The 23,674-nt window shown below is 45.7% G+C and carries 22 protein-coding genes; 6 read left to right on the forward strand and 16 right to left on the reverse strand.

The annotated features are described in order from the left end of the window. Positions 1-132: 132 nt before the first annotated feature. Positions 133-1,614: an aminotransferase class I/II-fold pyridoxal phosphate-dependent enzyme gene (locus KNO76_RS01655; RefSeq protein WP_214881775.1), complete on the forward strand. Its 1,482-nt coding sequence runs from the start codon at positions 133-135 to the stop codon at positions 1,612-1,614. A 119-nt stretch (positions 1,615-1,733) separates the two neighbouring features. On the opposite strand, the gene KNO76_RS01660 is transcribed toward KNO76_RS01655, so the two are convergent. After that, positions 1,734-2,039, reverse strand: a complete 306-nt coding sequence (locus KNO76_RS01660; RefSeq protein ID WP_034771146.1) for a DUF3055 domain-containing protein — start codon at positions 2,037-2,039, stop codon at positions 1,734-1,736. 79 nt (positions 2,040-2,118) lie between these two features. Between KNO76_RS01660 and aac(6') the strand changes: the two genes are divergently transcribed. Next, positions 2,119-2,571, forward strand: coding sequence for an aminoglycoside 6'-N-acetyltransferase (gene aac(6'), locus KNO76_RS01665; protein ID WP_214881778.1), 453 nt, complete (start codon positions 2,119-2,121; stop codon positions 2,569-2,571). A 19-nt stretch (positions 2,572-2,590) separates the two neighbouring features. Here the strand turns inward: aac(6') and lpdA are convergent, their stop codons facing one another. The 4 genes from lpdA to pdhA all read right to left on the reverse strand — a co-directional run bounded on the left by lpdA (position 2,591) and on the right by pdhA (position 7,436). Continuing rightward, entirely contained in the window at positions 2,591-4,003 is a 1,413-nt protein-coding gene (lpdA, locus tag KNO76_RS01670; RefSeq protein WP_214881782.1) for a dihydrolipoyl dehydrogenase, read from the reverse strand. 4 nt (positions 4,004-4,007) lie between these two features. Further along, positions 4,008-5,291 carry a dihydrolipoamide acetyltransferase family protein gene (locus KNO76_RS01675; RefSeq protein ID WP_214881786.1) on the reverse strand — a complete coding sequence of 428 codons (1,284 nt, stop codon included), beginning with the start codon at positions 5,289-5,291 and terminating at the stop codon, positions 4,008-4,010. Positions 5,292-5,369: 78 nt separating this feature from the next. Further along, positions 5,370-6,347 (reverse strand): alpha-ketoacid dehydrogenase subunit beta, encoded by a 978-nt coding sequence (locus KNO76_RS01680; protein WP_214881788.1) that lies wholly within the window; start codon positions 6,345-6,347, stop codon positions 5,370-5,372. Between the two features lie 3 nt (positions 6,348-6,350). Continuing rightward, positions 6,351-7,436 carry a pyruvate dehydrogenase (acetyl-transferring) E1 component subunit alpha gene (gene pdhA / locus KNO76_RS01685; RefSeq protein WP_026826370.1) on the reverse strand — a complete coding sequence of 362 codons (1,086 nt, stop codon included), beginning with the start codon at positions 7,434-7,436 and terminating at the stop codon, positions 6,351-6,353. 331 nt (positions 7,437-7,767) lie between these two features. Here pdhA and def point away from each other — a divergent pair, with 331 nt between their 5' ends. Further along, a complete protein-coding gene (gene def / locus KNO76_RS01690; protein WP_214881790.1) occupies positions 7,768-8,307 on the forward strand; it encodes a peptide deformylase in 540 nt (179 codons plus the stop codon). Between the two features lies 1 nt (position 8,308). Next, positions 8,309-9,934: an alpha/beta hydrolase gene (locus KNO76_RS01695; protein WP_214881793.1), complete on the forward strand. Its 1,626-nt coding sequence runs from the start codon at positions 8,309-8,311 to the stop codon at positions 9,932-9,934. A 43-nt stretch (positions 9,935-9,977) separates the two neighbouring features. Here the strand turns inward: KNO76_RS01695 and KNO76_RS01700 are convergent, their stop codons facing one another. Together KNO76_RS01700 and rnjA are read right to left on the reverse strand one after the other, a co-directional pair. Then, positions 9,978-11,435, reverse strand: coding sequence for a phospholipase D family protein (locus KNO76_RS01700; protein ID WP_214881795.1), 1,458 nt, complete (start codon positions 11,433-11,435; stop codon positions 9,978-9,980). Between the two features lie 62 nt (positions 11,436-11,497). After that, positions 11,498-13,165 (reverse strand): ribonuclease J1, encoded by a 1,668-nt coding sequence (gene rnjA / locus KNO76_RS01705; RefSeq protein WP_026826374.1) that lies wholly within the window; start codon positions 13,163-13,165, stop codon positions 11,498-11,500. 199 nt (positions 13,166-13,364) lie between these two features. On the opposite strand from rnjA, the gene KNO76_RS01710 reads away from it, so the two are divergent. Next, positions 13,365-14,153 carry a Cof-type HAD-IIB family hydrolase gene (locus KNO76_RS01710; protein WP_214881797.1) on the forward strand — a complete coding sequence of 263 codons (789 nt, stop codon included), beginning with the start codon at positions 13,365-13,367 and terminating at the stop codon, positions 14,151-14,153. Between the two features lie 78 nt (positions 14,154-14,231). Here KNO76_RS01710 and KNO76_RS01715 read toward each other — a convergent pair whose 3' ends face one another. From KNO76_RS01715 to KNO76_RS01735, 5 genes are all read right to left on the reverse strand, one after another. Further along, a complete protein-coding gene (locus KNO76_RS01715; protein ID WP_026826376.1) occupies positions 14,232-14,894 on the reverse strand; it encodes a potassium channel family protein in 663 nt (220 codons plus the stop codon). 130 nt (positions 14,895-15,024) lie between these two features. After that, on the reverse strand, positions 15,025-16,056 hold the full coding sequence (locus tag KNO76_RS01720; RefSeq protein WP_026826377.1) for a cytochrome d ubiquinol oxidase subunit II: 1,032 nt from the start codon (positions 16,054-16,056) through the stop codon (positions 15,025-15,027). A 14-nt stretch (positions 16,057-16,070) separates the two neighbouring features. Beyond that, positions 16,071-17,459 (reverse strand): cytochrome ubiquinol oxidase subunit I, encoded by a 1,389-nt coding sequence (locus KNO76_RS01725; protein WP_214881799.1) that lies wholly within the window; start codon positions 17,457-17,459, stop codon positions 16,071-16,073. 258 nt (positions 17,460-17,717) lie between these two features. Continuing rightward, positions 17,718-18,839 (reverse strand): N-acetyldiaminopimelate deacetylase, encoded by a 1,122-nt coding sequence (locus tag KNO76_RS01730; RefSeq protein WP_214881801.1) that lies wholly within the window; start codon positions 18,837-18,839, stop codon positions 17,718-17,720. Beyond that, complete coding sequence (locus tag KNO76_RS01735; RefSeq protein ID WP_026826380.1) at positions 18,836-19,714, reverse strand: transcriptional regulator CcpC; 879 nt, start codon at positions 19,712-19,714, stop codon at positions 18,836-18,838. The genes KNO76_RS01730 and KNO76_RS01735 overlap by 4 nt, the downstream gene beginning before the upstream one ends. Positions 19,715-19,822: 108 nt before the next feature. Between KNO76_RS01735 and KNO76_RS01740 the strand changes: the two genes are divergently transcribed. Beyond that, positions 19,823-20,209 (forward strand): disulfide bond formation protein B, encoded by a 387-nt coding sequence (locus KNO76_RS01740; protein WP_214702309.1) that lies wholly within the window; start codon positions 19,823-19,825, stop codon positions 20,207-20,209. A gap of 44 nt (positions 20,210-20,253) precedes the next feature. Here the strand turns inward: KNO76_RS01740 and nadE are convergent, their stop codons facing one another. The 4 genes from nadE to KNO76_RS01760 all read right to left on the reverse strand — a co-directional run bounded on the left by nadE (position 20,254) and on the right by KNO76_RS01760 (position 23,604). Then, complete coding sequence (gene nadE / locus KNO76_RS01745; protein WP_214881815.1) at positions 20,254-21,069, reverse strand: ammonia-dependent NAD(+) synthetase; 816 nt, start codon at positions 21,067-21,069, stop codon at positions 20,254-20,256. A gap of 114 nt (positions 21,070-21,183) precedes the next feature. After that, complete coding sequence (locus tag KNO76_RS01750) at positions 21,184-21,972, reverse strand: BsuPI-related putative proteinase inhibitor (RefSeq protein WP_214881818.1); 789 nt, start codon at positions 21,970-21,972, stop codon at positions 21,184-21,186. Positions 21,973-22,071: 99 nt separating this feature from the next. Then, positions 22,072-22,266, reverse strand: a complete 195-nt coding sequence (locus tag KNO76_RS01755; RefSeq protein WP_015881244.1) for a hypothetical protein — start codon at positions 22,264-22,266, stop codon at positions 22,072-22,074. Between the two features lie 246 nt (positions 22,267-22,512). Further along, positions 22,513-23,604, reverse strand: a complete 1,092-nt coding sequence (locus KNO76_RS01760) for a virulence factor (RefSeq protein ID WP_214881821.1) — start codon at positions 23,602-23,604, stop codon at positions 22,513-22,515. Between the last annotated feature and the right edge of the window lie 70 nt (positions 23,605-23,674).

Genomic DNA, 23,674 nt, shown 5'->3' on the forward strand with positions numbered 1-23,674 from the left:
ACAACAAAAAAAACTATTGCAAGTTGGGCTAGAAATCTCTATAGTTTTTTTGTTGCTTCTTTTTTAAATCAGCATATAACGTAACGATATCTTTCATCATATAAATAAACTGTTTCCAAGGGGGATTTACGATTGAAATTAAAAGGTGCTACTCAGCTCGAAACGCCACTATTTGACACGTTGCTTGAACATGTCGGCTCGAACCCGATAGCGTTCCACATTCCCGGTCATAAAAGCGGGAAAGGTATGGATCCTGAGTTTCGTGACTTTATTGGCGAAAACGCCTTAAAAATTGATTTGATTAACATCGCCCCTCTAGATGACCTCCATCATCCAAAGGCGGCAATCGCTGAAGCGGAGCGCTTAGCGGCAGAGGCGTTCCGTGCTGATGAGACCTTTTTCTCCGTACAAGGAACTTCGAGCGCAATCATGGCTATGATCATGGGCGTCGTTGGACCGAATGAAAAGATTATTGTGCCTCGAAACGTCCACAAATCGGTCATGTCTGCTCTTGTGTTAACTGGTGCTCATCCGGTCTTCATCCATCCAGAATTCGATGAGACGTACGGTATTGCGCATGGCATCACAGCTAGCGCGGTAGAACGTGCTCTCGAACTTCACCCTGATACAAAAGCTGTGCTCGTCATCAACCCGACTTATTTCGGTGTCGCCGGTGACTTAGAACGCATCGTTTCCGTCGCCCATGCGCAAGATGTTCCTGTTCTCGTCGATGAGGCACATGGGGTACATCTCCCGTTCCACAATGAACTTCCTCTTTCAGCTATGCAAGCTGGAGCTGATGTGGCCGCTACGAGCGTACACAAACTTGGAGGCTCGATGACTGGAAGCTCCATTTTGAACGTACGTCGTGGTCTCGTTTCACCGGAACGGATCCATGCGATGCTTTCAATGATTACAACGACCTCAACATCTTACTTGCTCCTTGCTTCTCTCGATGCTGCACGTCGACAACTCGCGACAAAAGGGCATGAGATGAACGAACGGGCATTAGATTTCGCTAGAACGGCCCGTACGGCCATCAGTCATATGCCCAACTTGTCTGTATACGGGCATGCCGAGCTTCATTCTGAATCGACTTACGCACTCGACGAGACAAAAGTGCTCGTATCGGTACGTGAACTCGGTGTAACAGGATTTGAAGTCGAGAAGTACCTCCGAGAAAAACACCGCATCGAAGTGGAAATGTCGGATTTACTGAATGTACTCTTCATTGTCACATCAGCAGATGATGAGTCGACAATCCAGGCATTGATCGATGCGATGCGTGACGTTGTATCCGTTTATCAGAAGTCCGGAAATGAATCGTTATCCATCATGCTCCCGGAAATCCCGCCACTCGCGCTTAGCCCACGTGATGCGTTTTATGAAGAAACGGAAACAATTCCACTCGAGAACGCTGTCGGACGCATTTCAGCGGAATTCATCATGGTGTACCCACCAGGGATTCCAATCATCATTCCAGGTGAGTTGATCACGACATCAACACTAGACTACATCATGGCCAACATCGAAGCAGGACTGCCGGTTCAAGGTCTCGAAGACGAGTCTCTCCAAATGATTAAAGTCATTCAACAAACAAAAGCGATTCGCTAAACAAAAAAATGAGCCGGTCATTACGACCGGCTCATTTTTTATGTCATCTAAGAAAAGGTGGCTGTAGATGATCGAATTGCTTCCCCTGTTACCTATTATAAGAAAACGCTTACATTTTTTCAAGTATCAATTTCCTCTGATTCTTTTATTTTTTCAGCTAAACAAACCCGTAAAAATTCAGCGACGTGCGCCGTATCATTCAAATTGATACCTAGCATCGGATATAATTGGCGCGGCTCTTCTAGCGCATGTTGATCGAGAAGGGCCGATTGTCCGGTTTGCATACATACGACCAACACTTTTCCCATAAACTGATGGGTGTACACAAACCCAAAATCATAACGTGCAGCTTCTGTTTCGATTCCAGTGAATCTTACGCGACTCGTTTCGGATACGGTATATAATAACTCCTCATCGAATGCCATCAGGATTCCCTCCCTTCTCTCTTCACAATTATTTTCCTTTATACTATGAGTATGAAACCTAAACAAAGGAGCGTTCGACATGAAAATTGCATATGCCTCACAATCAGATCAAACCGCACTCGTTCAATTGATGCATCAGTTATGGCCTGACGCACCGATTGACGAACTCCAGATGGAGGTCAAGCTCGGTCTCACTTCAAAGAAGATGCATTATTTCATCGCGTCCTCCGACACGGGAGGAGCCATCGGTTTCTGTCAACTCAGTTTCCGGTATGATTATGTGCCCGGTTCGTCTGCATCCCCGACTGCCTACGTGGAAGGTGTCTATGTCATCGAATCAGCACGACATCAAAGTGTTGCATCACATTTGATTGAGGCTGCCTCTACCTTTGCCACACGTAACGGGTGTATCGAACTGGCTTCGGATACCGAACTTGAAAATAAAGAGAGCCAACAGTTTCACAAAAAAATTGGATTCAAGGAAGTCGAACGCATCGTCACCTATATAAAAAACCTCTCTCACGAATCGTGAAAGAGGTTCATTGCCATTATTATTTTACAACGTGGATTGGCATCCCCATTGCGATTTCAGCAGCTTCCATTGCCATCTCACCGAGTGATGGGTGAGCGTGGATTGTAAGCGCGATATCTTCAGCAGTCATACCAGCTTCAATTGCAAGACCAAGCTCAGCAATCATATCTGATGCGCCAGTACCCGCAATTTGAGCACCGATCAAGAGACCGTCCTCTTTGCGTGTGATAAGCTTCATGAAGCCGTCTGGCTCGTCAAGTGCGAGTGCACGACCGTTCGCTGCGAATGGGAATTTCGAAACTGTGATTTCGAGCCCTTCTTCTTTTGCGAGTGGTTCTGTGTAACCGACAGTTGCGAGTTCAGGATCTGTGAAGACGACTGCAGGAATTGCAGAGTAGTCGAGGTAAGCTGGCTTACCTGCAGCTGCTTCTGCTGCAATCTTCGCTTCGTAAGAAGCTTTGTGTGCAAGTGGTGGTCCAGGAACGATATCACCGATTGCGTAGATGTTTTCGTTCGATGTTTTACACTGGTCATCGATTTCAATGATGCCACGGTCGCTAATTTTCACTTCCGCGTTTTCAAGACCGATGTCGCCTGTGTTTGGACGACGACCAACTGTGACGAGGACATAGTCCGCTTCAACAGATTGCTCTTCACCGTTTACTTCAAACTTAACGGTTACGCCGTCTTCCGTTTCTTCAACACCTTTAGCAAGTGCGTTCGTGTGGATTGTGACGTTTCCTTTTTGTTTGAGTTTCTTCTTAACAATTTGCGTCATTTGTGGTTCGAAACCAGACAAAATGTCGCTAGCGCCTTCTAAAACGACGACTTCTGTATCGAAGTTAGCGTATGCAGTTCCAAGCTCCATACCGATGTATCCACCGCCGATAACGACGAGTTTTTTCGGTACTTCAGGAAGTGCCAATGCACCAGTTGAAGAAAGGACGCGTTTTGACCATTTAAACGATGGGATCTCGATTGGTGTAGAACCAGTCGCGATAATCGCTTTTTTGAATTTGTAAGGAGTCGAGCTATCTTCTGTGATGACACGAACTGTGTCTTCAGAAGCGAAGAACGCTTCACCTTGAAGGATTTCAATCTTGTTTCCTTTAAGGAGACCTTTGACACCGCCAGTCAATTTGTTAACAACTGACTGTTTCCAGTCTTGAACTTTTGTGAAGTCCACTGACACGTTGTCAGACGAGATCCCCATTGAATCGTGTCCTTTTGCGTGTTGGAAGTTGTGTCCAGCTGTGATTAACGCTTTCGACGGGATACATCCTACGTTCAAGCAGACACCACCGAAGTTGCCTTTCTCAACGATCGTTACTTTCATTCCGAGCTGTGCGCCACGGATTGCGGCAACGTATCCACCAGGACCGGCACCGATGACAAGCAAATCAGTTTCTTGTGCGAATTCTCCTACTACCATGTTCTTATCCCTCCATCATTAGAAGTGCTGGGTCTTCGAGCAAGCGTTTCACCATGTTAAGAGCGTTTTGTGCAGTCGCACCGTCGATGAGGCGGTGGTCAAAGCTGAATGAAAGTGCAAGGACTGGCGCGGCAACGATTTCACCGTTCTTCACGACAGCTTTCTCAGCGATACGGCCGATACCGAGAATCGCAACTTCTGGGTGGTTGATGACAGGCGTGAACCATTGTCCACCGGCTGAACCGATGTTTGTGATTGTGATTGATCCGCCTTTCATGTCGTCCCCAGCGAGCTTGCCTTCACGAGCTTTACCCGCAAGTTCGTTAATGTTTGTAGCAAGTGAATAGATTGATTTACGGTCTGCATCTTTAACGACTGGTACAACGAGTCCGTTGTCTGTGTCAGCTGCGATCCCGATGTTGTAGTAGTTTTTGTAAACGATTTCTTCGTTCACGTCATCGATTGAAGCGTTGATTGTTGGGAATGCTTTCGCTGCAGCAGTCAATGCTTTCACGACGAATGGCAAGTATGTGAGTTTCACACCTTGGTCAGCCGCGACTTGTTTGAAGTCTTTACGGAGTGCGACGAGTTTTGTAACGTCGACTTCGTCCATGAGTGTAACGTGTGGTGCAGTGTGTTTCGAGTTAACCATGGCTTTCGAGATAGCTTTACGGATTCCACGGATTTTCTCACGTGTTTCAAGCTCTGGGGTCGCTGACTCGTAAGGCTTGATTTCCGTTTTCGCCGCTGCTGCAGAATCTGTTTTTTCTGTTGTAGATTCTGCAGACGGTGCTTCACCGTTCACGAATGCATCGATGTCTTCTTTCATGACACGACCGTTGTCGCCAGAACCGCTCACTTCACGGATATCGACACCTTTTTCACGTGCATATTTACGGACAGATGGCATTGCGATGACGCGCTCAGATTTGTGAAGTTGAACGTCGCGTGGCGCGTCTTCTTTCACGTCTTCTTTTACGTCTTCTGTTTTCTCTTCTGCTTTTGGTTGTTCAGGAGTCTCTTCTTCTTCTCCTGCTGGTGCGTCGCCTTCGATGTCAAATGTAACGAGGACGTCACCGACTACGGCAACTGTACCTTCAGAAACTTTAACCTCTTTGACTGTACCGTCGACTGGAGCCGGGATTTCAACGACTGCTTTGTCGTTTTGTACTTCCAAGAGAACATCATCCTCTTTGACCGTATCCCCTGCTTTTACGAACCACTTGACGATTTCACCTTCGTGAATACCTTCACCGATATCTGGTAATTTAAATTCAAATACTGCCACTGGTTTTTCCTCCCATCAATTCATCATGTAAATACGATAAGGGAGACAAATCTCCCTCATCGTTTATTCGACACGATCTTAGAAGTTCACAACTTCTTTAACTTTTGCAACGACATCTTTATGGTCAGGTAACCATATGTCTTCACCTTGTGCGAATGCGAAGACTGTGTCTGGTGCAGTCACTCGAAGAACTGGTGCTTCGAGGTGAAGAATTGCGCGCTCTTGAATTTCAGTTACAACGTTTGCTGCGATTCCTGCTTGACGTTGCGCTTCTTGAACGACGATCGCACGACCTGTTTTCTTAACAGACTCTACGATTGTCTCAATATCAAGCGGGCTCACTGTCATGAGGTCGATGACTTCAACGTTAATGTTTTCTTTTTCAAGCTCTTCCGCTGCTTTAAGTGAAGTGTGAACCATCGCACCGTAAGTGATGATTGAAACGTCTGTCCCTTCACGTTTCACATCTGCTTTACCGAGTTCGATTGTGTAATCACCTTCAGGCACTTCGCCACGGAATGAACGATACAATTTCATGTGCTCGAGGAACACAACCGGGTCGTTGTCGCGGATTGACGCGATCAACAAACCTTTTGCATCGTAAGGAGTTGATGGAATAACGACTTTTAGACCTGGTGACTGAGCCATTAAACCTTCAAGGCTGTCCGCGTGAAGCTCAGGTGTCTTAACGCCACCACCGAATGGTGAACGGATTGTGATTGGTTGGCTGTAAGCGCCGCCTGAACGGTAACGCATACGTGCCATTTGAGCTGCGATTGAGTCGAAAACTTCGAATACGAATCCGAAGAATTGAACTTCCATGATTGGACGGAATCCAGTAAGACCTAGACCGATTGCAAGACCACCAATCCCTGATTCAGCGAGTGGCGTGTCAAAGACACGGTCTTCGCCGAGCTCGTCTTGGAGACCTTCCGTCGCACGGAATACCCCACCGTTTTTACCAACGTCTTCTCCGAAAAGAAGTACTTTCTCGTCGCGTTTCATTTCAACGCGCATCGCATCAGTAATCGCTTGGATCATTGTCATTTGAGCCATAACTTACTTCGACTCCTTTGCAGTATATTCTTCAAGCTGTTCTTTCAAGTTTGAAGGAAGTTCTTCATACATATTGTTGATGAAGTCCGAAACTTTTTGTTTTGGTTCTTTGTCAGCTTGGCTGATTGCTTCTTTCACATCTGCCTTCGCTTGCTCGATCACTTCGTTCTCCATATCCTCGTTCCAAAGCTTCTTGTTCTCAAGGAAGAGACGGAAACGAACAAGCGGATCTTTTTCTTGATACTCAGTATCGAGTTCTTTTGTACGGTAACGTGTTGGGTCATCCCCAGCAAGCGTATGTGGTCCGTAACGGTATGTGAGTGACTCGATGAGTGTAGGTGTTCCTTCGAGTGCGTCTACACGAGCTTGTTGTGTCGCTGCAAGCACTGCAAGAATGTCCATTCCGTCTACTTGAATTCCGTTGATTCCAGCTGCAACAGCTTTTTGCGCGATCGTCTTAGCTGCCGTCTGCTTCTCAACTGGCGTCGAAATAGCGAAGCGGTTGTTTTGAACGACAAAGATTGCTGGTGATTTGAATGCACCTGCAAAGTTCAATCCTTCGTAGAAGTCACCTTGTGATGACCCGCCGTCACCGGTGTAAGTAATGGCGACATTTTTGTTGCCGTTGCGTTTGAGACCCATTGCCACACCCGCAGTTTGAACGATTTGTGCACCGATGATGATTTGCGGCATCAATACGTTGACACCTTCAGGGATGCGGTTTCCTGCCACGTGTCCACGTGAGAACAAGAATGCTTGATAGAGCGGAAGTCCGTGGAATACGAGTTGTGGAATATCACGGTATCCTGGAAGAATCCAGTCCTCTTTGTCGAGCGCATATTGCGTCCCGATCATCGTCGCTTCTTGACCTGCCACTGGCGCGTAGAATCCTAGGCGTCCTTGACGGTTAAGTGAGATGGCGCGTTGGTCCCAGATTCGAGTATAGACCATGCGGCGCATGAGCTCCTGAAGTTGCTCGTCCGTTAAGTCAGGCATTGCGTCTTGGTTGACGACCTCACCCTTCTCGTCGAGAATACGGAACGTTTGGAAATTTTCTTCCACGTTTTGAAGTACCTGAACGTTGTTCATTCGTTTCACCTCATCCTTTCAACTATGAGACAATTGTCTTTTTTGTGATCAAACACTATCTCAAATCTTACGTGTATCTGTCCAAAAAAGCAATCTGTATTAACGTGATTCAGGAAAGTTATTCTATCCTGCCGTTTCCTTGTTAGTATAAAACGGGTTGTTACAATAACGCAAAAAATATGCTCACTAAAATAAACCGCTTACATTGAAGGGATATTACGTCTTTTTTACCGCTGTATTATTTTCATTTCACCTTCTGTACCATCCACATTACTTCCTGATTAAATATGATATAATCAAACGTATACGTTTGATAGAAAGGAAGTTGTGTATGTTAACAATGAAAGATGTGATTCGCGAGGGAGATGAACGGCTTCGCGCTCGCTCAACTGAAGTACCGATTCCGCCAAAAGAAGAAGATTTGGCATTACTCGACGAGATGGAGACGTTCCTCGTCAATAGTCAAGATCCAGAAATGAGCGAAAAATATGAGCTGCGGGGCGGTGTCGGAATCGCTGCTCCACAACTCGGCGTGAACCGTCGTTTCTTCACGATACTGCTTCAAGAAGAGGAAGAGACATTCAAACTCTCCATCTTCAACCCTAAAATCACGAGCCATTCCGTCGAACAAACATTTTTAAATGGTGGGGAAGGCTGCTTATCGGTAGACCGCGTGGTCAAAGGAAATGTACCTCGTTTTCGTCGAATCACATTAGAAGGGTTCGACCGAGACGGGAAGCCGATTAAGCTTCGCTTACGCGGAATGCGCGCCATCGTCTGTCAGCACGAGCTAGACCATTTGGACGGAATTTTATTTTATGACCGTATCAATACAGCGAACCCGTTAGAATCTTACGGCGATCCGATTTAACATGAAAAGCTCGAGAAAAAGGGCACTGTTGTTACTATTCCCATTTTTATTTCTTTTAATCGGGGGATGTGTACGTATTAATTATGACGCGACTGTAAACTACGATCAGTCCGTTTCTCTCGAAACGACATACGCCTTTCGGGAACATCCGGTCATGAAGTTGCTCAATCTCAGGCTCGATTGGGATACATGGAAAGAACAGGCTGAGGATAACGGGTATGAAACGGATGATTACTCGAGTACCGACGACTATGAAGGAATGGTTTTGAGGAAGACATTTAAAAATGTGGATGAGTTGCAACAGATTAAAGAAGAGTGGAAAACGGGTCCAGCTGGAATTTTGGTTCCTCCAGACATTCGATTCGACATCGAACAGCGAGAGGGTATCTGGTTCGATTCTTACACCCTTCAGACGAACCTCGACCTTCGACTTGATCAAGTCGACTTACCAGGAGTTGAACTGACGGGGTCTCCTAAAAAGTTAGCTGAGCGGTATATCCGTCAAGCCGATATCCGTTTCAACTTGAACGTGCCGACCGGCGTGTTTGTCGAGGACGGGACCGGTCTTGATCTCCGTTCTATGAAACATGTTGAGTGGCAAGTATATGGAGGACGCCAAAACAATTTGAAGCTCGTCGCCCACGTACCAAACATCAAAGCGTGGATTGTGACGATCATCGTACTCATTGCGGCGGTAATCTTATCCTATTTTATTTGGCGTAAATATCGTCGAAATGTTGGCAATCCGAGAAAGACCTCGATTCGTTCACGACTGCTAGGACTTTTAATTGTCTCGCTATCGCTATCGCTCATCATTGTCACATTCCGACAAGAGTTAGCGAACGAGCGACAATCTGAGGCGGTTCGTCAAGCTTCACAAACGAATGAATTCATCCCTACTTTTGCAGTGCATGGTCTACTCGGTACAGATCGGACCTTCCTTCGCTTCTCTCAAGCTATGGAACAAAGTGGTCAAGCGACTGATGGCGCACTCTGCACTGTTACTGTAAAAGGAAAAGCCGATTGTGAAATTTATGATTATAGTTCGAATCGCCCTATTGTCCGAATCGAATTCGAAGATGCGGAGGCTTCTTTAAACAACCAGACGAAGTGGTTTAACGCTGCCATCGAAACGTATAAAAAAACAAGAAATCGTTCGTTTGATCGCATGTATATTATCGGTCACAGTATGGGTGGTGTTGCTGTTGCCAACTATATCCTGAATCAAGAGACTTACATCGTGGATAAGTTCGTCACGTTTGATAGTCCGTTCGGCGGCACACGACTTGCGAACTTCGGACTATCTGCAAGTAATTTCGGAATCAATACAGGTAGTCCCGCTATCCGTGACTTATCACCTAACTCGGATGGGTTGCAAGCATTCCAATCAAAACTTGAGACATGGCCACGCTCCGTACAAGTACTCTCATTTTCCGGACGAGGTGGCGAATTTAATCTTATCGAGAAATCCAGTTCTCTGCTACTAGAAGAGTATACAAATAATATTCAAACCGAAACCGTCCCATATGACCACTTCTCGCTCCATCGAAAGAGCGATGTATTGGAAGAGACGGGGAAATTCTTGTACGAATACACGAATGAATTTAATCCCATTGAGACGAATTAACGTTAAAACAGCTATCCCCATTTGACTGAGGATAGCTGTTTTTTCAATATGTCATCGTCCACGTGACTTTTTGAAGCCAATAGATCGCGTACTTACCGAGTGGAATGTCTGTTTGTATTTCGTCATATGCTACCGTATATGTCCCGTTCTCGTTATTCCACAAACGATTAAAATATCCGTCCACTTCATCAAAGAATGCTGTATCTCCTTCCCCCTTCACTTCGACATCTGCCTCTAAGTTATAGTCATTCATATTTCGGGTCGTATAATTCCCAGAGCCTAACACGACCGTTTTCTCATCTCCATCGACATATAGAATTTTCGGGTGATACTGCTCTTTGCCAACGTCATACCAGCGAATCTCGATTCGTTCCGGGTTGACGGTATTTAGTTCGGCTGTCACCGGTAAGTTCGGTAATCCCGACTTTGAACGACCAAACGCATTCGTGTTTGGGTCGAGAATCAAATGAACGGTCACACCTCGTCCCGCGGCGTCCTCGATTGCCTGGATGATATTCCGATCAGCCAGGTAGAACATTCCGATCCAAACGGTATCTCCATCGTCCGCTCCATTCATCGCGTCGAGCACCGACTCTTGAATCTTCCCTTCCGTGACATAACGAATTTTCATTGTCGCCTCAGACGGTTCGCTCTCAATGCTAGACAACGCCTCGTCATCCGGGAAGCGTCGTGCATCCCCTTTCGAGAACGTCGCAACCGCTTGCTCGCCTTCAATGATTTCTTTTAAAATCGGTCCTTTTAAATGGACACCGACGTTTGAATGATACCCACTGGCGTCATGCGGATTCGCAGATAACACGAACCCTTCATTTTCAGTGACCATGACCTTCCGGTGGTTCGCTTTGATGTTTAACAGCCTCAAATACGCACGAACAGTAATGTCCGGCGCAGATGAGGCCATCGGATTCGGTAACCAACCGTCCTGACTATTTCCGAACCATTGAATCGCCATCCGGTAAAACGAGGAGTATAAAATATTCGGGTCACGAAGTTCGTCAAGATTCGTGTAAACGACTTCTGCCCCTGCTTCCTCTAGTACGTAGAAATAGTCTGACACGTGACCGTTGTATGTCGTATTAATTTCATCTGTAATAAAAACAACCTTTAATTCCGGATAGCGTTCCATTTGTTCAAGCAACGCGGAAGAGAGTCTTGAAGTAATATCTGGATATTGCCGATCTTCGTTCGAATAAGGATTAAATAAGAAGAAGTCCATGACGATATAATCTTTCGCCTCTCGAATGGCTCGTTCCACTTCATTAAAGATTTCTTGCTTGACAATTTCTGTATCCTCACCCTGATACGTCAGATCATGTAGAAAATCGATTTGGTCATCCGAAATCATATATGGTTCGGACTGACGTGACACCCCTTCCGGTAATGGTTTGATTTGATGATATACGAGCGTGATGAGAAAAATGACCGCAATGATTGCCGTCCCCCACTTCCACCACTTCTTTTTCCCAGTCTTATTAGCCATACTTTCCCCTCCTTAATTGCGGTGAAAAAAAACAGGCTGTAGTTTTCTACAGCCCGTTCAAATCATACTTCCATAATAATCGGTAGAACCATCGGGTGTCTCCGCGTCTTTTGTGCCAAATATGGTGTGAGCGTCTCAGACACGAGTTGCTTCATCTCCGACCACTTCATCTGCTTATTTGACAATCCTTGCTCGACCGTTTTCTTCAGCAGACGTTCACCATCACGAATCAAGCTACCTGATTCACGCATATAGACAAATCCTCGTGAGATGATATCTGGTCCTGACACGAGTTTACGTGTCTTGCCGTCGATGCTGATGACGACGACAACGAGTCCATCTTCAGACAAGATGCGTCGGTCTCTTAATACGATATTTCCGATGTCGCCAATTCCATTTCCATCAATATAAACAGCATTCGCAGAAATTTTACCGGTGACAGCAGCCGAATCGGCATCGACGGCGAGCACTTCCCCGTTATCCATGACGAAGCTGTTCTCTTTCGGGATGCCAACGGATTCAGCGAGTTCCGCATGTTTCTTCAACATCCGATACTCACCGTGAATCGGCATAAAGAATTTTGGATTGAGTAGACGAATCATCAACAACTGTTCTTGTTGCGAACCGTGTCCTGATGTATGAATGTTAGTCAACTTCCCATAGACAACGTCCGCCCCTGCTTTATACAACTGATCAATCGTCTTCCCGACGGAAATGGCGTTACCAGGAATCGGAGAAGATGAGAAGATGACCGTATCTCCAGGAATAATCGACACTTGACGGTGTGTCCCGTTTGCGATGCGACTGAGCGCGGCCATCGGTTCACCTTGTGAGCCGGTACAAAGAATCGCAATCTCATTCGGGTCGTAATGACGCATTTGATTCGTCTCAATGATCATCCCTTTCGGAACGTTGATGAAACCGAGCTCTTGCCCGATCGTCATGACTTTTTCCATCGAGCGACCAAAAATCATCAGATGGCGTCCAGTCTCGGCACAGGCATCGACCACTTGTTGTAATCGATAGATGTTTGATGCAAACGTTGCAAAGATGATACGACCGTCTGCCTTACGGAACGTCTCGCTAATGGTACCTCCGACAACACTTTCACTCATCGTGAAACCTTCGACTTCCGCATTGGTAGAGTCAGATAAAAGACAGAGCACACCTTCTTTTCCGATTTCCGCCATCTTAGCGAGGTCTGCCGGTTCACCGACCGGAGTGAAGTCAAACTTGAAGTCACCCGTATGCACGATATTCCCTTGTGGTGTTTTCACGACGACACCGAGTGAGTTCGGAATCGAGTGAGTCGTACGGAAGAACGAGATGCTCGTTTTTCGGAATTTAACGATTGCATCTTCATCAATTTCATGGAGCTCCGCTTCACGTAATAATCCGTGCTCTTCTAGTTTTACTTTAATCAAACCGAGGGCGAGTTTTGTCGCATAAATCGGTAACTGAACTTGCTTTAGTAAAAATGGAATCCCACCGATATGGTCTTCGTGACCGTGCGTGATAAATACCCCTTTTACTTTGTCCTTGTTTTTAATCAAGTACGAGTAATCTGGAATCACATAGTCAATTCCAAGCAAGTCATCCTCTGGGAACATAATTCCCGCATCGATGACGATGATTTCATCTTGGAATTGAACAACATATGTGTTCTTCCCGATTTCTCCTAGTCCGCCTAATGCGAACACAGCTGTTTGGTGGTTCTTAACAAACTTCATTTAATCTCTCCTTACTTTAATTATTAATACATCTATGTGAAACATAAGTAATTCTCGAATATGCCCGTAAGATTCTTTTTTCATTATAGCTCATATCATGCCAATATTTCACTAACGATGTGATATTCATGGTAGTTTCCCTAATTCATGTTATCCTTTTAGTGGGTTCGAAAAACATATTTTTAGACAAAGAGAAAGAATGGTGAATCAAATGGAAGACCAAAAAGTTGTTTTTTTCGACATTGACGGAACGCTTTTACATGAAGGAAGTTATATTCCACCTTCAACGATTTCAGCAATTCAAGCTTTGCAGGCAAATGGTGTCGAAACATTTATCGCTACGGGGCGAGGACCAGCCATGCTCTCGGACATCCCAGAACGCGTCGGGATTGACAGCCTTGTATGTTACAACGGTCAAATCGTAGTGCATCAAGGCGAAATCGTGTATCGTAATACGCTCTCAAAAGACGCCTTAAACCGTTTGACGACTCACGCCACATCAAATGACCATACCCTCGTCTATTTAGGACAGGATAGTGGAGGCGCCTCAAAACCGAATGATACCATTGTCAATCAATCCCTCGGAGAGCTCGCCATGCCGATTCCTCGATTTGAACCGAACTTCCACGTGGAAGAGGATGTGTACCAGACACTCCTCTACTGTACGCCAGAAGATGAACATCACTATATCGGTACCTATCAGGAGTTCGATTTCATTCGTTGGCACCCTCATGCGATGGACGTGATCAATAAAGGGGCAAGTAAGGCCGATGGCATCCATCACTTTATCGAAACGAACGGCTACCGCGTTGAAAATACGTACGCCTTCGGAGATGCTTTGAATGACCTGGCCATGCTCCAATATGTAGGGACAGGTATCGCCATGGGCAATGCTCGTTCTGAAGCGAAGGACGTTGCGGATTTTGTGACAAAATCAATCCTCGAAGATGGTATCGAACACGGTTTGAAGACCATGAATCTAATCTAAAAAAAGACCTCTTTTGAGTCAAACCGTCGAGTTGGATCAAACGATTCAACAATCACGGTATCGCTCAAGAGGTCTTTTTTATTTCGAACGTAACGTCCGCTCGAGTCTATCTAGATCAGTATCTTTACCAATGATGATCAAAATATCTTCTGATAAAATCATTTCATCCGCCTGCGGAGAAATGAGGACATCATCATCGCGACGAACGGCAACAATATTCACCCCGTATTTCGCTCGTAAGTCCAAATCAATAAGAGATTTGTTCGACAACTTATCAGACGCTTTGATTTCGACAATCGAGTGTTCATTCGATAACTCAAGATAGTCGAGAATACTTTGGCTCATCAATCCATTTGCAATTCGAACGCCCATATCCCGTTCTGGGTGGACGATGTTGTCTGCCCCAATTCGACGAAGGACTTTTTCATGGTAATCGTTTGTCGCTTTCACCGTGATGATTTGTACACCGAGCTCTTTTAATATTAACGTCGTCAAAATCGAAGCTTGAATGTTTTCTCCAATTGCGACAATGACATGTTCAAAGTTACGAATCCCCAAACTTTTCAATACGTTCTCATCTGTCGTATCGGCAATAACGGCATGAGTGGCTAACCCCATAAACTCGTTGACGCGTTCTTCATCGGAATCGATGGCGAGGACGTCATATCCGTTTGAAGACAATTCACGGACGATCGATCCACCGAACCGTCCTAATCCGATGACTGCAAATTCACCTGTCATGATGCTACATCCCTTTCCTACACATATTCTCTTCTTGATTCTTCGTTCAGTTTAACTGATTCCACTTCAAAACTCTATACAAAAAACAAAACGGGATTCCCTTCAAATAAAGGAAATCCCGTCTTTGACATTATGCTTTTCCACTCGAGCGTTTCCCTCGTACGTAGTCGTTGTCGAACAAGAACAAACGAAGCAAGAGATAGAGCGCCGGAACGAGAAGGAGCAATCCTAAGATGAATACGATGACGAGCGCCACCGCCATCGACTCGTTGACGACACTTCCATTGATATCGATGTACGGATACAAGATATACGGCAAGTGCGAATATCCGTATCCGAACCAAGCCATGAAAAATTGTCCCATAACCATCAGGAAAGCAATACCGTAGTTCCGTTTCATATAAACGAAGGAGACGGCGATGACGAAGAAGAGGAAGCTCATCGCGAACCACCACCAGTTTCCTCCTAGAATACTTTCATAGTGCCAAGCCGCCTGCGACTTCAAGCCGAAGAAGACAAGCCCTGAAGCAATAATCGTCGGTACACTCCAAAAGAGAGCCCATTTTCTGACGAGTTCGACCGCATCTCGATCACGTGCTTTGTCCGCATAGAACAAAAGGAACATGGCGCTAATATATAGGACCGAGACAATTGCTAAAATGACGACTGTCCACGAGTAGAAGTTGGTAAACAACTTCGCCGCGTCAAAGATGACTCCGTTTTCCGTTTCGGTGATAAAACCACCTTGACTGACCGTCAATACTGTCGACATCGAAGCTGGGATGAGTAACCCGGTCGCCCCGTAAAGGAATACATAAAGCGTACTTTCTTTCGACCCGTAGTTCGCAAACGCATAAAAGCTACCACGAATCGCAAGCAAGATTAAAACTACAGATGCCGGAACGAGTAATGCCGTCCCATAATAGTAAGCCGTGTCAGGGAAGAATCCAACAATTCCGACAAAGAAGAAGACAAAAAATACGTTCGTAACTTCCCATGTCGGGGACAAATACCGCTTGACGAGTCGGTTCACTAGATGGTCGCGTTTCGTATAGCGACTATAAAAGGCGAAGAATCCTGCACCGAAGTCAATCGATGCGACGATGAGATAGCCGTACAAGAACGTCCATAAGACGGCAATCCCTAATTCTTGAATTTGCATGTCATACCCTCCGATCACACTTCATCCGCAAACATCGCTTCACCACGATGTTCGGATTGTTTTAGTTCTTTCCCTACTGGGTTCTCTTTGAACAGGCGTGATAGAACCAATACTGTGACTGTTCCAAGTACCGCGTAGAGGATCGCGAAAGCGACAAGCATCCAACCGACATTTGCCGATGTCGTAGCTGCATCACTCGTGCGCATCAACTCGTAAAGCGCCCAAGGTTGGCGACCAAACTCAGCGAAGAACCATCCAAATTCAATCGCTGCCATCGCAAGCGGTCCACCGGCTGCAATCGCAAAGAGCATCGGTTTACTGAACTGGTTCAATCGCTTAATATAGCGCCCTAGTACGAATAGGAAAGAGATGAGCGCGAGAAGCATCCCGATTCCGACCATCGCATCAAACAAGTAGTGAACAAAGAGCGGCGGCTGGTCTTCTTTTGCGAATTCATCTAGACCTGTCACCTCATAGTTCGGGACACCACCAGCGAGAATAGAAAGTGCATAAGGAATCTTCAAAGCCCCTCGGACTTCATATCCACCTTCACCGTCATCTTCTAACCAACCACCGAGAATCAATTCTGCCTCGGAGGAGGTTTCAAAGTGCCATTCTGCTGCCGCTAATTTATCCGGTTGATATTGAGCCAAATATTTACCTGAGAAATCACCAACAAGCGCTGTCGCAATCGCAAAAATCAGTGCGACTGTCATCGTCAAACGAAGACCTTTTTTGTGGTACTCGATCGACATCTTGTCGAGTTGATTACGACGTTGACGCAACAATTGTACGGCTGCGATCGCTGCTAGGATGAACGCAGATGTTAAAATCGCAGACGTCAGCACGTGTGCCATCTTCGTCGGCATCGCCGGACTGAACATCGCCTCAAAGGGACTAACGTTCGCCAAACGACCGTCGACAATATCAAACCCTACAGGTTGGTTCATAAAACTGTTTACCGTTGTGATGAAAAATCCTGAGAACAATGCACCTACCGCTACCGGAATGCCAAGAAGCATGTGGTGCCATGGATTTTTAAAGCGATCCCACGTGTACAAATAAATCCCGAGGAAAATCGCTTCAAAGAAGAACGCGAACGTCTCCATGAACAGCGGGAGCGCAATCGTTTGACCCGCGACGCGCATCAAATTCGGCCATAATAGAGAAAGCTGTAGACCGATTGCCGTACCCGTCACAACACCGACCGCTACCGTCACGACATAGCCACGTGACCATCGTCGAGCCATGAGCGTGTATTTCGGATCTTTTTTACGAATCCCTAAAAATTCTGCCAATAAGATTAAAAGTGGAACCCCGACGCCGAGTGTGGCAAAAATCACATGAAACCCTAATGTGAGTGCCGTCAATGCCCGGCTCATCAGGACAGGATCTTGAAACATCTATTGATTACCTCCTATCTCTCTCTATCACTTCGAAACATGTATGAAGCGACAATCACAGATGAATACCCTTCGATACTTTCATCATAATGATTTTGTATTGCGCTGTAATGTCCTAACGCTTGAGTTCGCAAAATGTTCACATTTGAGCAATCGCCACAAAATCGTCGCTTTACATTCATTCACTTTTCCCTTTTCCACCAAGCTTCACTCCTATTTGAACACACTAAAAGCGGTCACAAACGCGACCGCTCCGAGTTATTGAATCATGACTGTACGGAAGTAGTGATCAAATAAATCAATGGCAACTTCTATCGCACGTTCATCCGGATTGAGTGTCGATTGATGGAGACCCGACCCCATGTCGTTTACCCCTAACCAAACCATGAAGCCCGGGACTTGCTTCAGCATATATCCGAAATCTTCGCCCGTCATGGCTGGTACGCAAGTCTTATACGAATAGCCCACCTCTTCGACCGCTTCTTCGAATTGATAGAGATAGCGCTCATCGTTGACGACCTCATGGTAGCGATTCCCGAATTCAAGATCAATTTGAACGTTATACGTCATCTCGATCCCAGCGATGACTTGACGAATCCGACTCTCGAGCACGACCATTTCTTTATCAGACAATGCTCGTACCGTCCCATCCAATTTAGCCGTATCAGCAATGATATTCTCTTTCGTCCCGGCCGCGACTTTTCCGATGCTGACGACCGCACTTCCCATCGGGTCGATGTTCCGTGACACGATTGTTTGCAGTTGCATGATGAGCGCAGCTTGAACGATGACAGCATCAATTCCAGCATGAGGAAAGGCGCCATGCCCTCCTTTACCATGAATCGTCATATGGAGCTCGCGCGCGCTTGCAAATAGCACACCGGGTCTTGAAGCTACCATCCCGACCGGATATTCAGGAGCAACATGTAAGCCGAATAACGCATCTGGACGAAAGTGATAGAACAACTCAGATTTCGCCATCGGTTCCGCTCCCCCCGGTCCTTCTTCAGCAGGTTGGAAGAAGATGACGAGATGATGATTAAACGGTACTTCGACGGCACGTTTAATCAATCCGAGCGCGATGGACATATGGACGTCATGACCACACGCATGCATCATTCCTTCATGAATCGATGCAAATTCTAAATCTGTCTCTTCCGTAATGGGTAACCCATCCATATCAGCCCGATATCCAATCGTCTTTTCACCGACAAGTCCATCTACACGTACAAAGAGCCCCGTCCGCCAATGCGTGATCTGAACACGTGGTGAATCGAGCGAACGAATCAATTGTTCAAGAGTCGCTTGTGTTTTGAACTCTTCATACCCGACCTCTGGAATTAAATGTAGTTGTCTTCTCGCTTCGATTGCCCAATTCATGATTCAGTCTCCTTCGTTACTTCTTCAACAATATTCCAAAATGCTTGAACTTGCGCCAACTCTAACATCGATTCTGTCGAGAGCATCCAAGTGTCTCGAACAAGCGGCACCCCAGCTGATGAGGTCAATGGGATCTTATTCATCTCATTGACGTCTTTGATGGTCGACTCCGGCAAAATTGCAAAGCCGATTCCATGTAACGCCATCTGTTTACACGTTTCAATCTGATCTACGACAAGCGTCGTGAGTGGCGGACTTGAAAACCGTTCTTGCCACCACTCTAATATTTCCTGGTAATAAGTCGAATCACTCTTAAACTGAATGAACGAGCGTTCGTTATTTTTCAGTTGGGAGAGTTCGGTCATCTTCAAATCGACCAAGTGTAAGGAGTCGGAGAACAACTTCATACGCTCGCCCCGCCAGTCCGGATTCCCTCGTATAATCCCTATATGATAATTTTCTTCAAGCATATAACGCATCATTTCACTCGACCATCCTGTGACCAACTTCACTCGAACGGACGGATATCGTTCCACAAACGTCTTTAATACTTTCGGTAGCCAATATTGCCCCATGATAGAGGCGACGGCGATTTTCAATGTCCCGTATACTTCTCCTTGGTTTGCTGTCAGCTCGCCTCTTAGCTCCTGTTCTTCACTGTACATCTTTTTGGCAAACTCGATGATTTTCTCGCCATCTGGTGTCAATGCGAGCCCTCGGGTCGATCGAACAAAAATCTTCTTCCCCCATTGATGCTCGATTGTCACGAGCCGCTGACTGAGAGCCGGTTGTGAGACGAACAATCGCTCTGCCGCTTTACGCATATTCAATTCTTCTGCAAGAATAATTAACACTTCTACTTCTGAAACTTGCATCACGTCACCTGTTTCTCTATCGTTTGAAAGATTGTATACTGAATAAGTATTTGTTTCAATGTATCATATCATGTTTATTCAATATTTTGAGTATTAGGAGGAATTCTGATGCAACGCCGTCATTTCGCCTTTATCTTCGCAGCTGTCGCGACACTCGGCAGCCTTTATTATTCTGAAGTTATGCTCTTTTTACCGTGTAAATTATGCTGGTTCCAGCGTATTTTTATGTATCCGCTGGCCATCTACTATCTGACCACCATGTTGACCGTTCGTGATGTCAACCGCTTGTTTGTCGGAATCATGGCCGGAGCAGGATGGTGTATTAGCCTATACCACGTGATTTTAGAACGCATCCCTAATGGAGAGGCTTTCTGTACGAACGACTGCCTGATTCGCTGGGTCAACTACTTTGGATTCGTCACAATTCCTTTACTCAGTTTCATCGCATTCACATGCATTCTGATTATTCAGTTCGCCCCTTTCAAGAAAGCGTGAAACAAATAAAGGAGAAGCTGTCATCGCGACAGCTTCTCCTATTTTCATTGCCACCACTCGTCGTACAAAGAGGCAGGCATATGATGCTTGTGACGTGAACGCTTGAAAATCGTCTCGATTCGTTCGGCAATCTCCGGGTCGATGGATTTTCCTTCTAAATAATCATCTAGTTGATCATACGTCATACCAAGCGCCACTTCGTCAGGAAGTCCAGGACGACCATCTTCAAGGTCTGCTGTCGGTACTTTATAAATGACACGTTCGTGAGCCTCCAATTCGTGGAGAAGTGCTTTTCCTTGACGCTTGTTCAAGCCAGTCAAAGGTGTGAGGTCACATGCACCGTCGCCATGTTTCGTATAAAATCCTGTCACATACTCTGCTGCATGGTCGGTACCAACGACGAGGGCACCGAAAGTTGCCGCGACGTCATATTGAGCTTTCATTCGTTCTCGCGCCTTCGTGTTTCCTTTATGGAAATCACTCAATTCAAGATCAGTCGCTTGTCGGAACGCCTCAAGTGATGCATCGACAGCAGGTTTGATGTTGATGTTCAATGCTTTGTCCGGGCGTATAAACTCAAGAGCAAGTTGCGCATCACCTTCATCATGTTGTTCACCATATGGTAATCTTATCGCGTAAAACGTATATTCTCCACCCTCTTCCGATCGCAGCTCTTCCATCGCGAGTTGACATAGTTTTCCGGCCAAACTTGAGTCTTGTCCTCCTGAAATACCTAGGACGAGTCCTTTCGCACCAGCTCGTCTCACGTAAGTTTTCAAGAAGTCAATCCGCTGTCGAATCTCCTCTTTCGGATCGATGGTCGGTTTGACATGTGTTGATTCAATGATATGTTGTTGCATGGATGACCCTCCCACTATTCTCTCATTTTGCTATATTGTCCGATAATCCTTATACCCCGTCAACTAGCACTCTAAAAAAAAGAAAGACGGAAACAATCGTTTCCGTCAAGAAAGTTATTGAATTTTAAATGATGTGACTTCTCCACCAATCGGTGTCATTTCTAAGAACAATTGTTGATCATCCGCTGGTGCTTCGTCGAGCAACACGCCAAACGAGAATCCGCCTCCTGTGACTTCAGCTGCTCCTTGTGCATACAGGTTATGCCCATCTGATACAGACCACTCGAACTCTACCTCGTCCGTGAAACCACTAACTTGAATCATCGTGTCATTCACATCAATTTGTACATCACGGAACGCACCATCTGATTGAGGTTCTGATGTAGTTGGTTCTGAAGTATCTTCTTCAGGTTTTTCTGAGGCAGATCGTTCAACTGTGAACGTCGTTTCATCCGTTACAGCAATTTCCGGAGCCCCGTCGACTTGAGCGAGCCCGACCACTTCGACTGAATATTCACCAGTCTCTAATTCATCTAACAGTAAGACCTCATCGAAGATCTTCTGTTCATCCGCTGCCCACTTTTCTTCAATAATCGATTCCGTGAACATAAATTCGCTACCATAATCAAATACGATTTTGTCACCTTGCTTGATAATCAACTGATAGCGCTGGGACGTATTGAATGTCACGTCCACGGCTTCTTCATTTGGGTTCGTCATTTTGATTGTTGCCGACAGTGTATTTGCAGATGAATCGTATGCCACTTCCGTGTCGAGCGTCAATGGAGCCGGTGGTTCAGACGAATCACTGTTCACTTGACTCGGTTTCGCCTCTTCTTTACCACACCCTGCTACGACTAATAAGATTGCCGTCACTACGGCGAGCAACCAAGTTTTCTTCATGGATCCCACTCTCCTCAACAAAATAAAAAAACGTCTATAGCACTAGTGTATACAAAGTGCAGACGTTTGTAATGATTTTCCTTATATTATTTACCTTTTTTACGAAACTTTAGTTTGTTCCATGTATTGCTGCCAGCCGGTCATGAACAATGAATCTGCGATATCGAGATCAGACCGGACTTGAGCCGTAATCGAGAACGTCTCACTGTGCATCGATTCAAACGTGACGACCATCGTTTCTCCTACTACTTCCTTATAAGCCACAAGTTCAGGCGTTTCTGCAAACAATATCATAAGTAAGGCTCCTTTGTTCATCTGTGATAAACCTAGTGTACCAATCTTAAACCGATATATATGTCCTATCGTTCGACAGTGAACCAATGACATTATACCTATTGTCGAAACGCTTACATCAAATGTTAAGCAATTGGGGAAATGTGCATATGATTTTATGAAAAAAGGAGCAATCCGCACTGCAGACGCTCCTCTTTACCTTAAATTGTAAATCAAATTGATTCAACACTTGTCGAACGAAACAAGTTATTTAGAGCGGTTAGAAATTTGTTGCCATACCGTTCCAAGTGCCGTTTCCCCGCTCGTGATCCGCTCTTTCGCAAGTCTTGCCTGTAATGAAACTTCAAATTCACGGTCTTCTTCGGCAATTGATAGGGCTTGTACAGCTCGTTCATCTCCACAATCAAACAAGAATCGAGCCGCACGCCAACGGACAAGTTTGTTCTTATCTTTTAGCGCTTCAATCATCGATGGCTGTGATTGAGGTAACGCCCAGTCTGAGACTGTGTCCCCAGCTGTGCGCCTCACAATAGGAGAAGCGTCTACTAAGGCTTGTTCGATATATGTGACATATTCCTCACGTCGCTCTTCAAACATCCCGATCATAACGACAGCCTGTCGACGGATGGCCATCACTGAATCTTCTAGTGAACGACGGAAATATGGCATATTTTCATGATGGATTTCGAGTTCATCTAGGAATGCCATCCGATCTTTCCAGTTCTCCGATTGTAAATGATTCGCGTTCGTCTCAAAATCAGCCTCGCGTCCGAATGCCCGAGCTACAATGCGTTCGACACGTTCTTTTGGATACGCAGCCTCCAACTCTTCTTGAGCGACGGCACTGACTTCATCCAGTTGGCCATAACGTGGGGCTTGTTCCACCCAACGACGGTCTTGGATAACATTTTTCACCTGTGCTTGAACTTCCATCGCTGCATCAACAAATCGTTTCGACAGTCCGATTCGTTTTTCCTCGTCCCCTTTGACGAGTTTTAATTGCATCGGAACATCGAGTACAAACTGAACAGAAACGTGAACCGGTTCATAGTCCGTATCCATTTGGGCGGTCTCGACTTCCTCGACTTGTTCCCCAAAAACTCGACGAATCTCATTCATCACGTCGTGCCAATCATGTTTCGGATGACGTTCGACAGCGATAAAATCAGATACAGCATAGACTGATTTCACCCCTTGAAGTGCGACAATCTCCTGAATGATGACCGGAGCATCGGTACTCGCTTTGTCATACGTGGTGCCTCTTCCTTCAAATGGAGGTTCTACGATAATTTTCAAGTTATTTGGACTTGGTGTTGGTTCAATTGCTACTAGTTTCATTCTCATCACCTCACTCTTCATCGTGACGAAAATGACAAAAAAACGCAAGCGAGTCGCTTGCGTCAATCAT

Origin of the sequence: Exiguobacterium sp. s101, from assembly GCF_018617835.1 — a bacterium.
GTDB lineage: Bacteria > Bacillota > Bacilli > Exiguobacteriales > Exiguobacteriaceae > Exiguobacterium > Exiguobacterium marinum.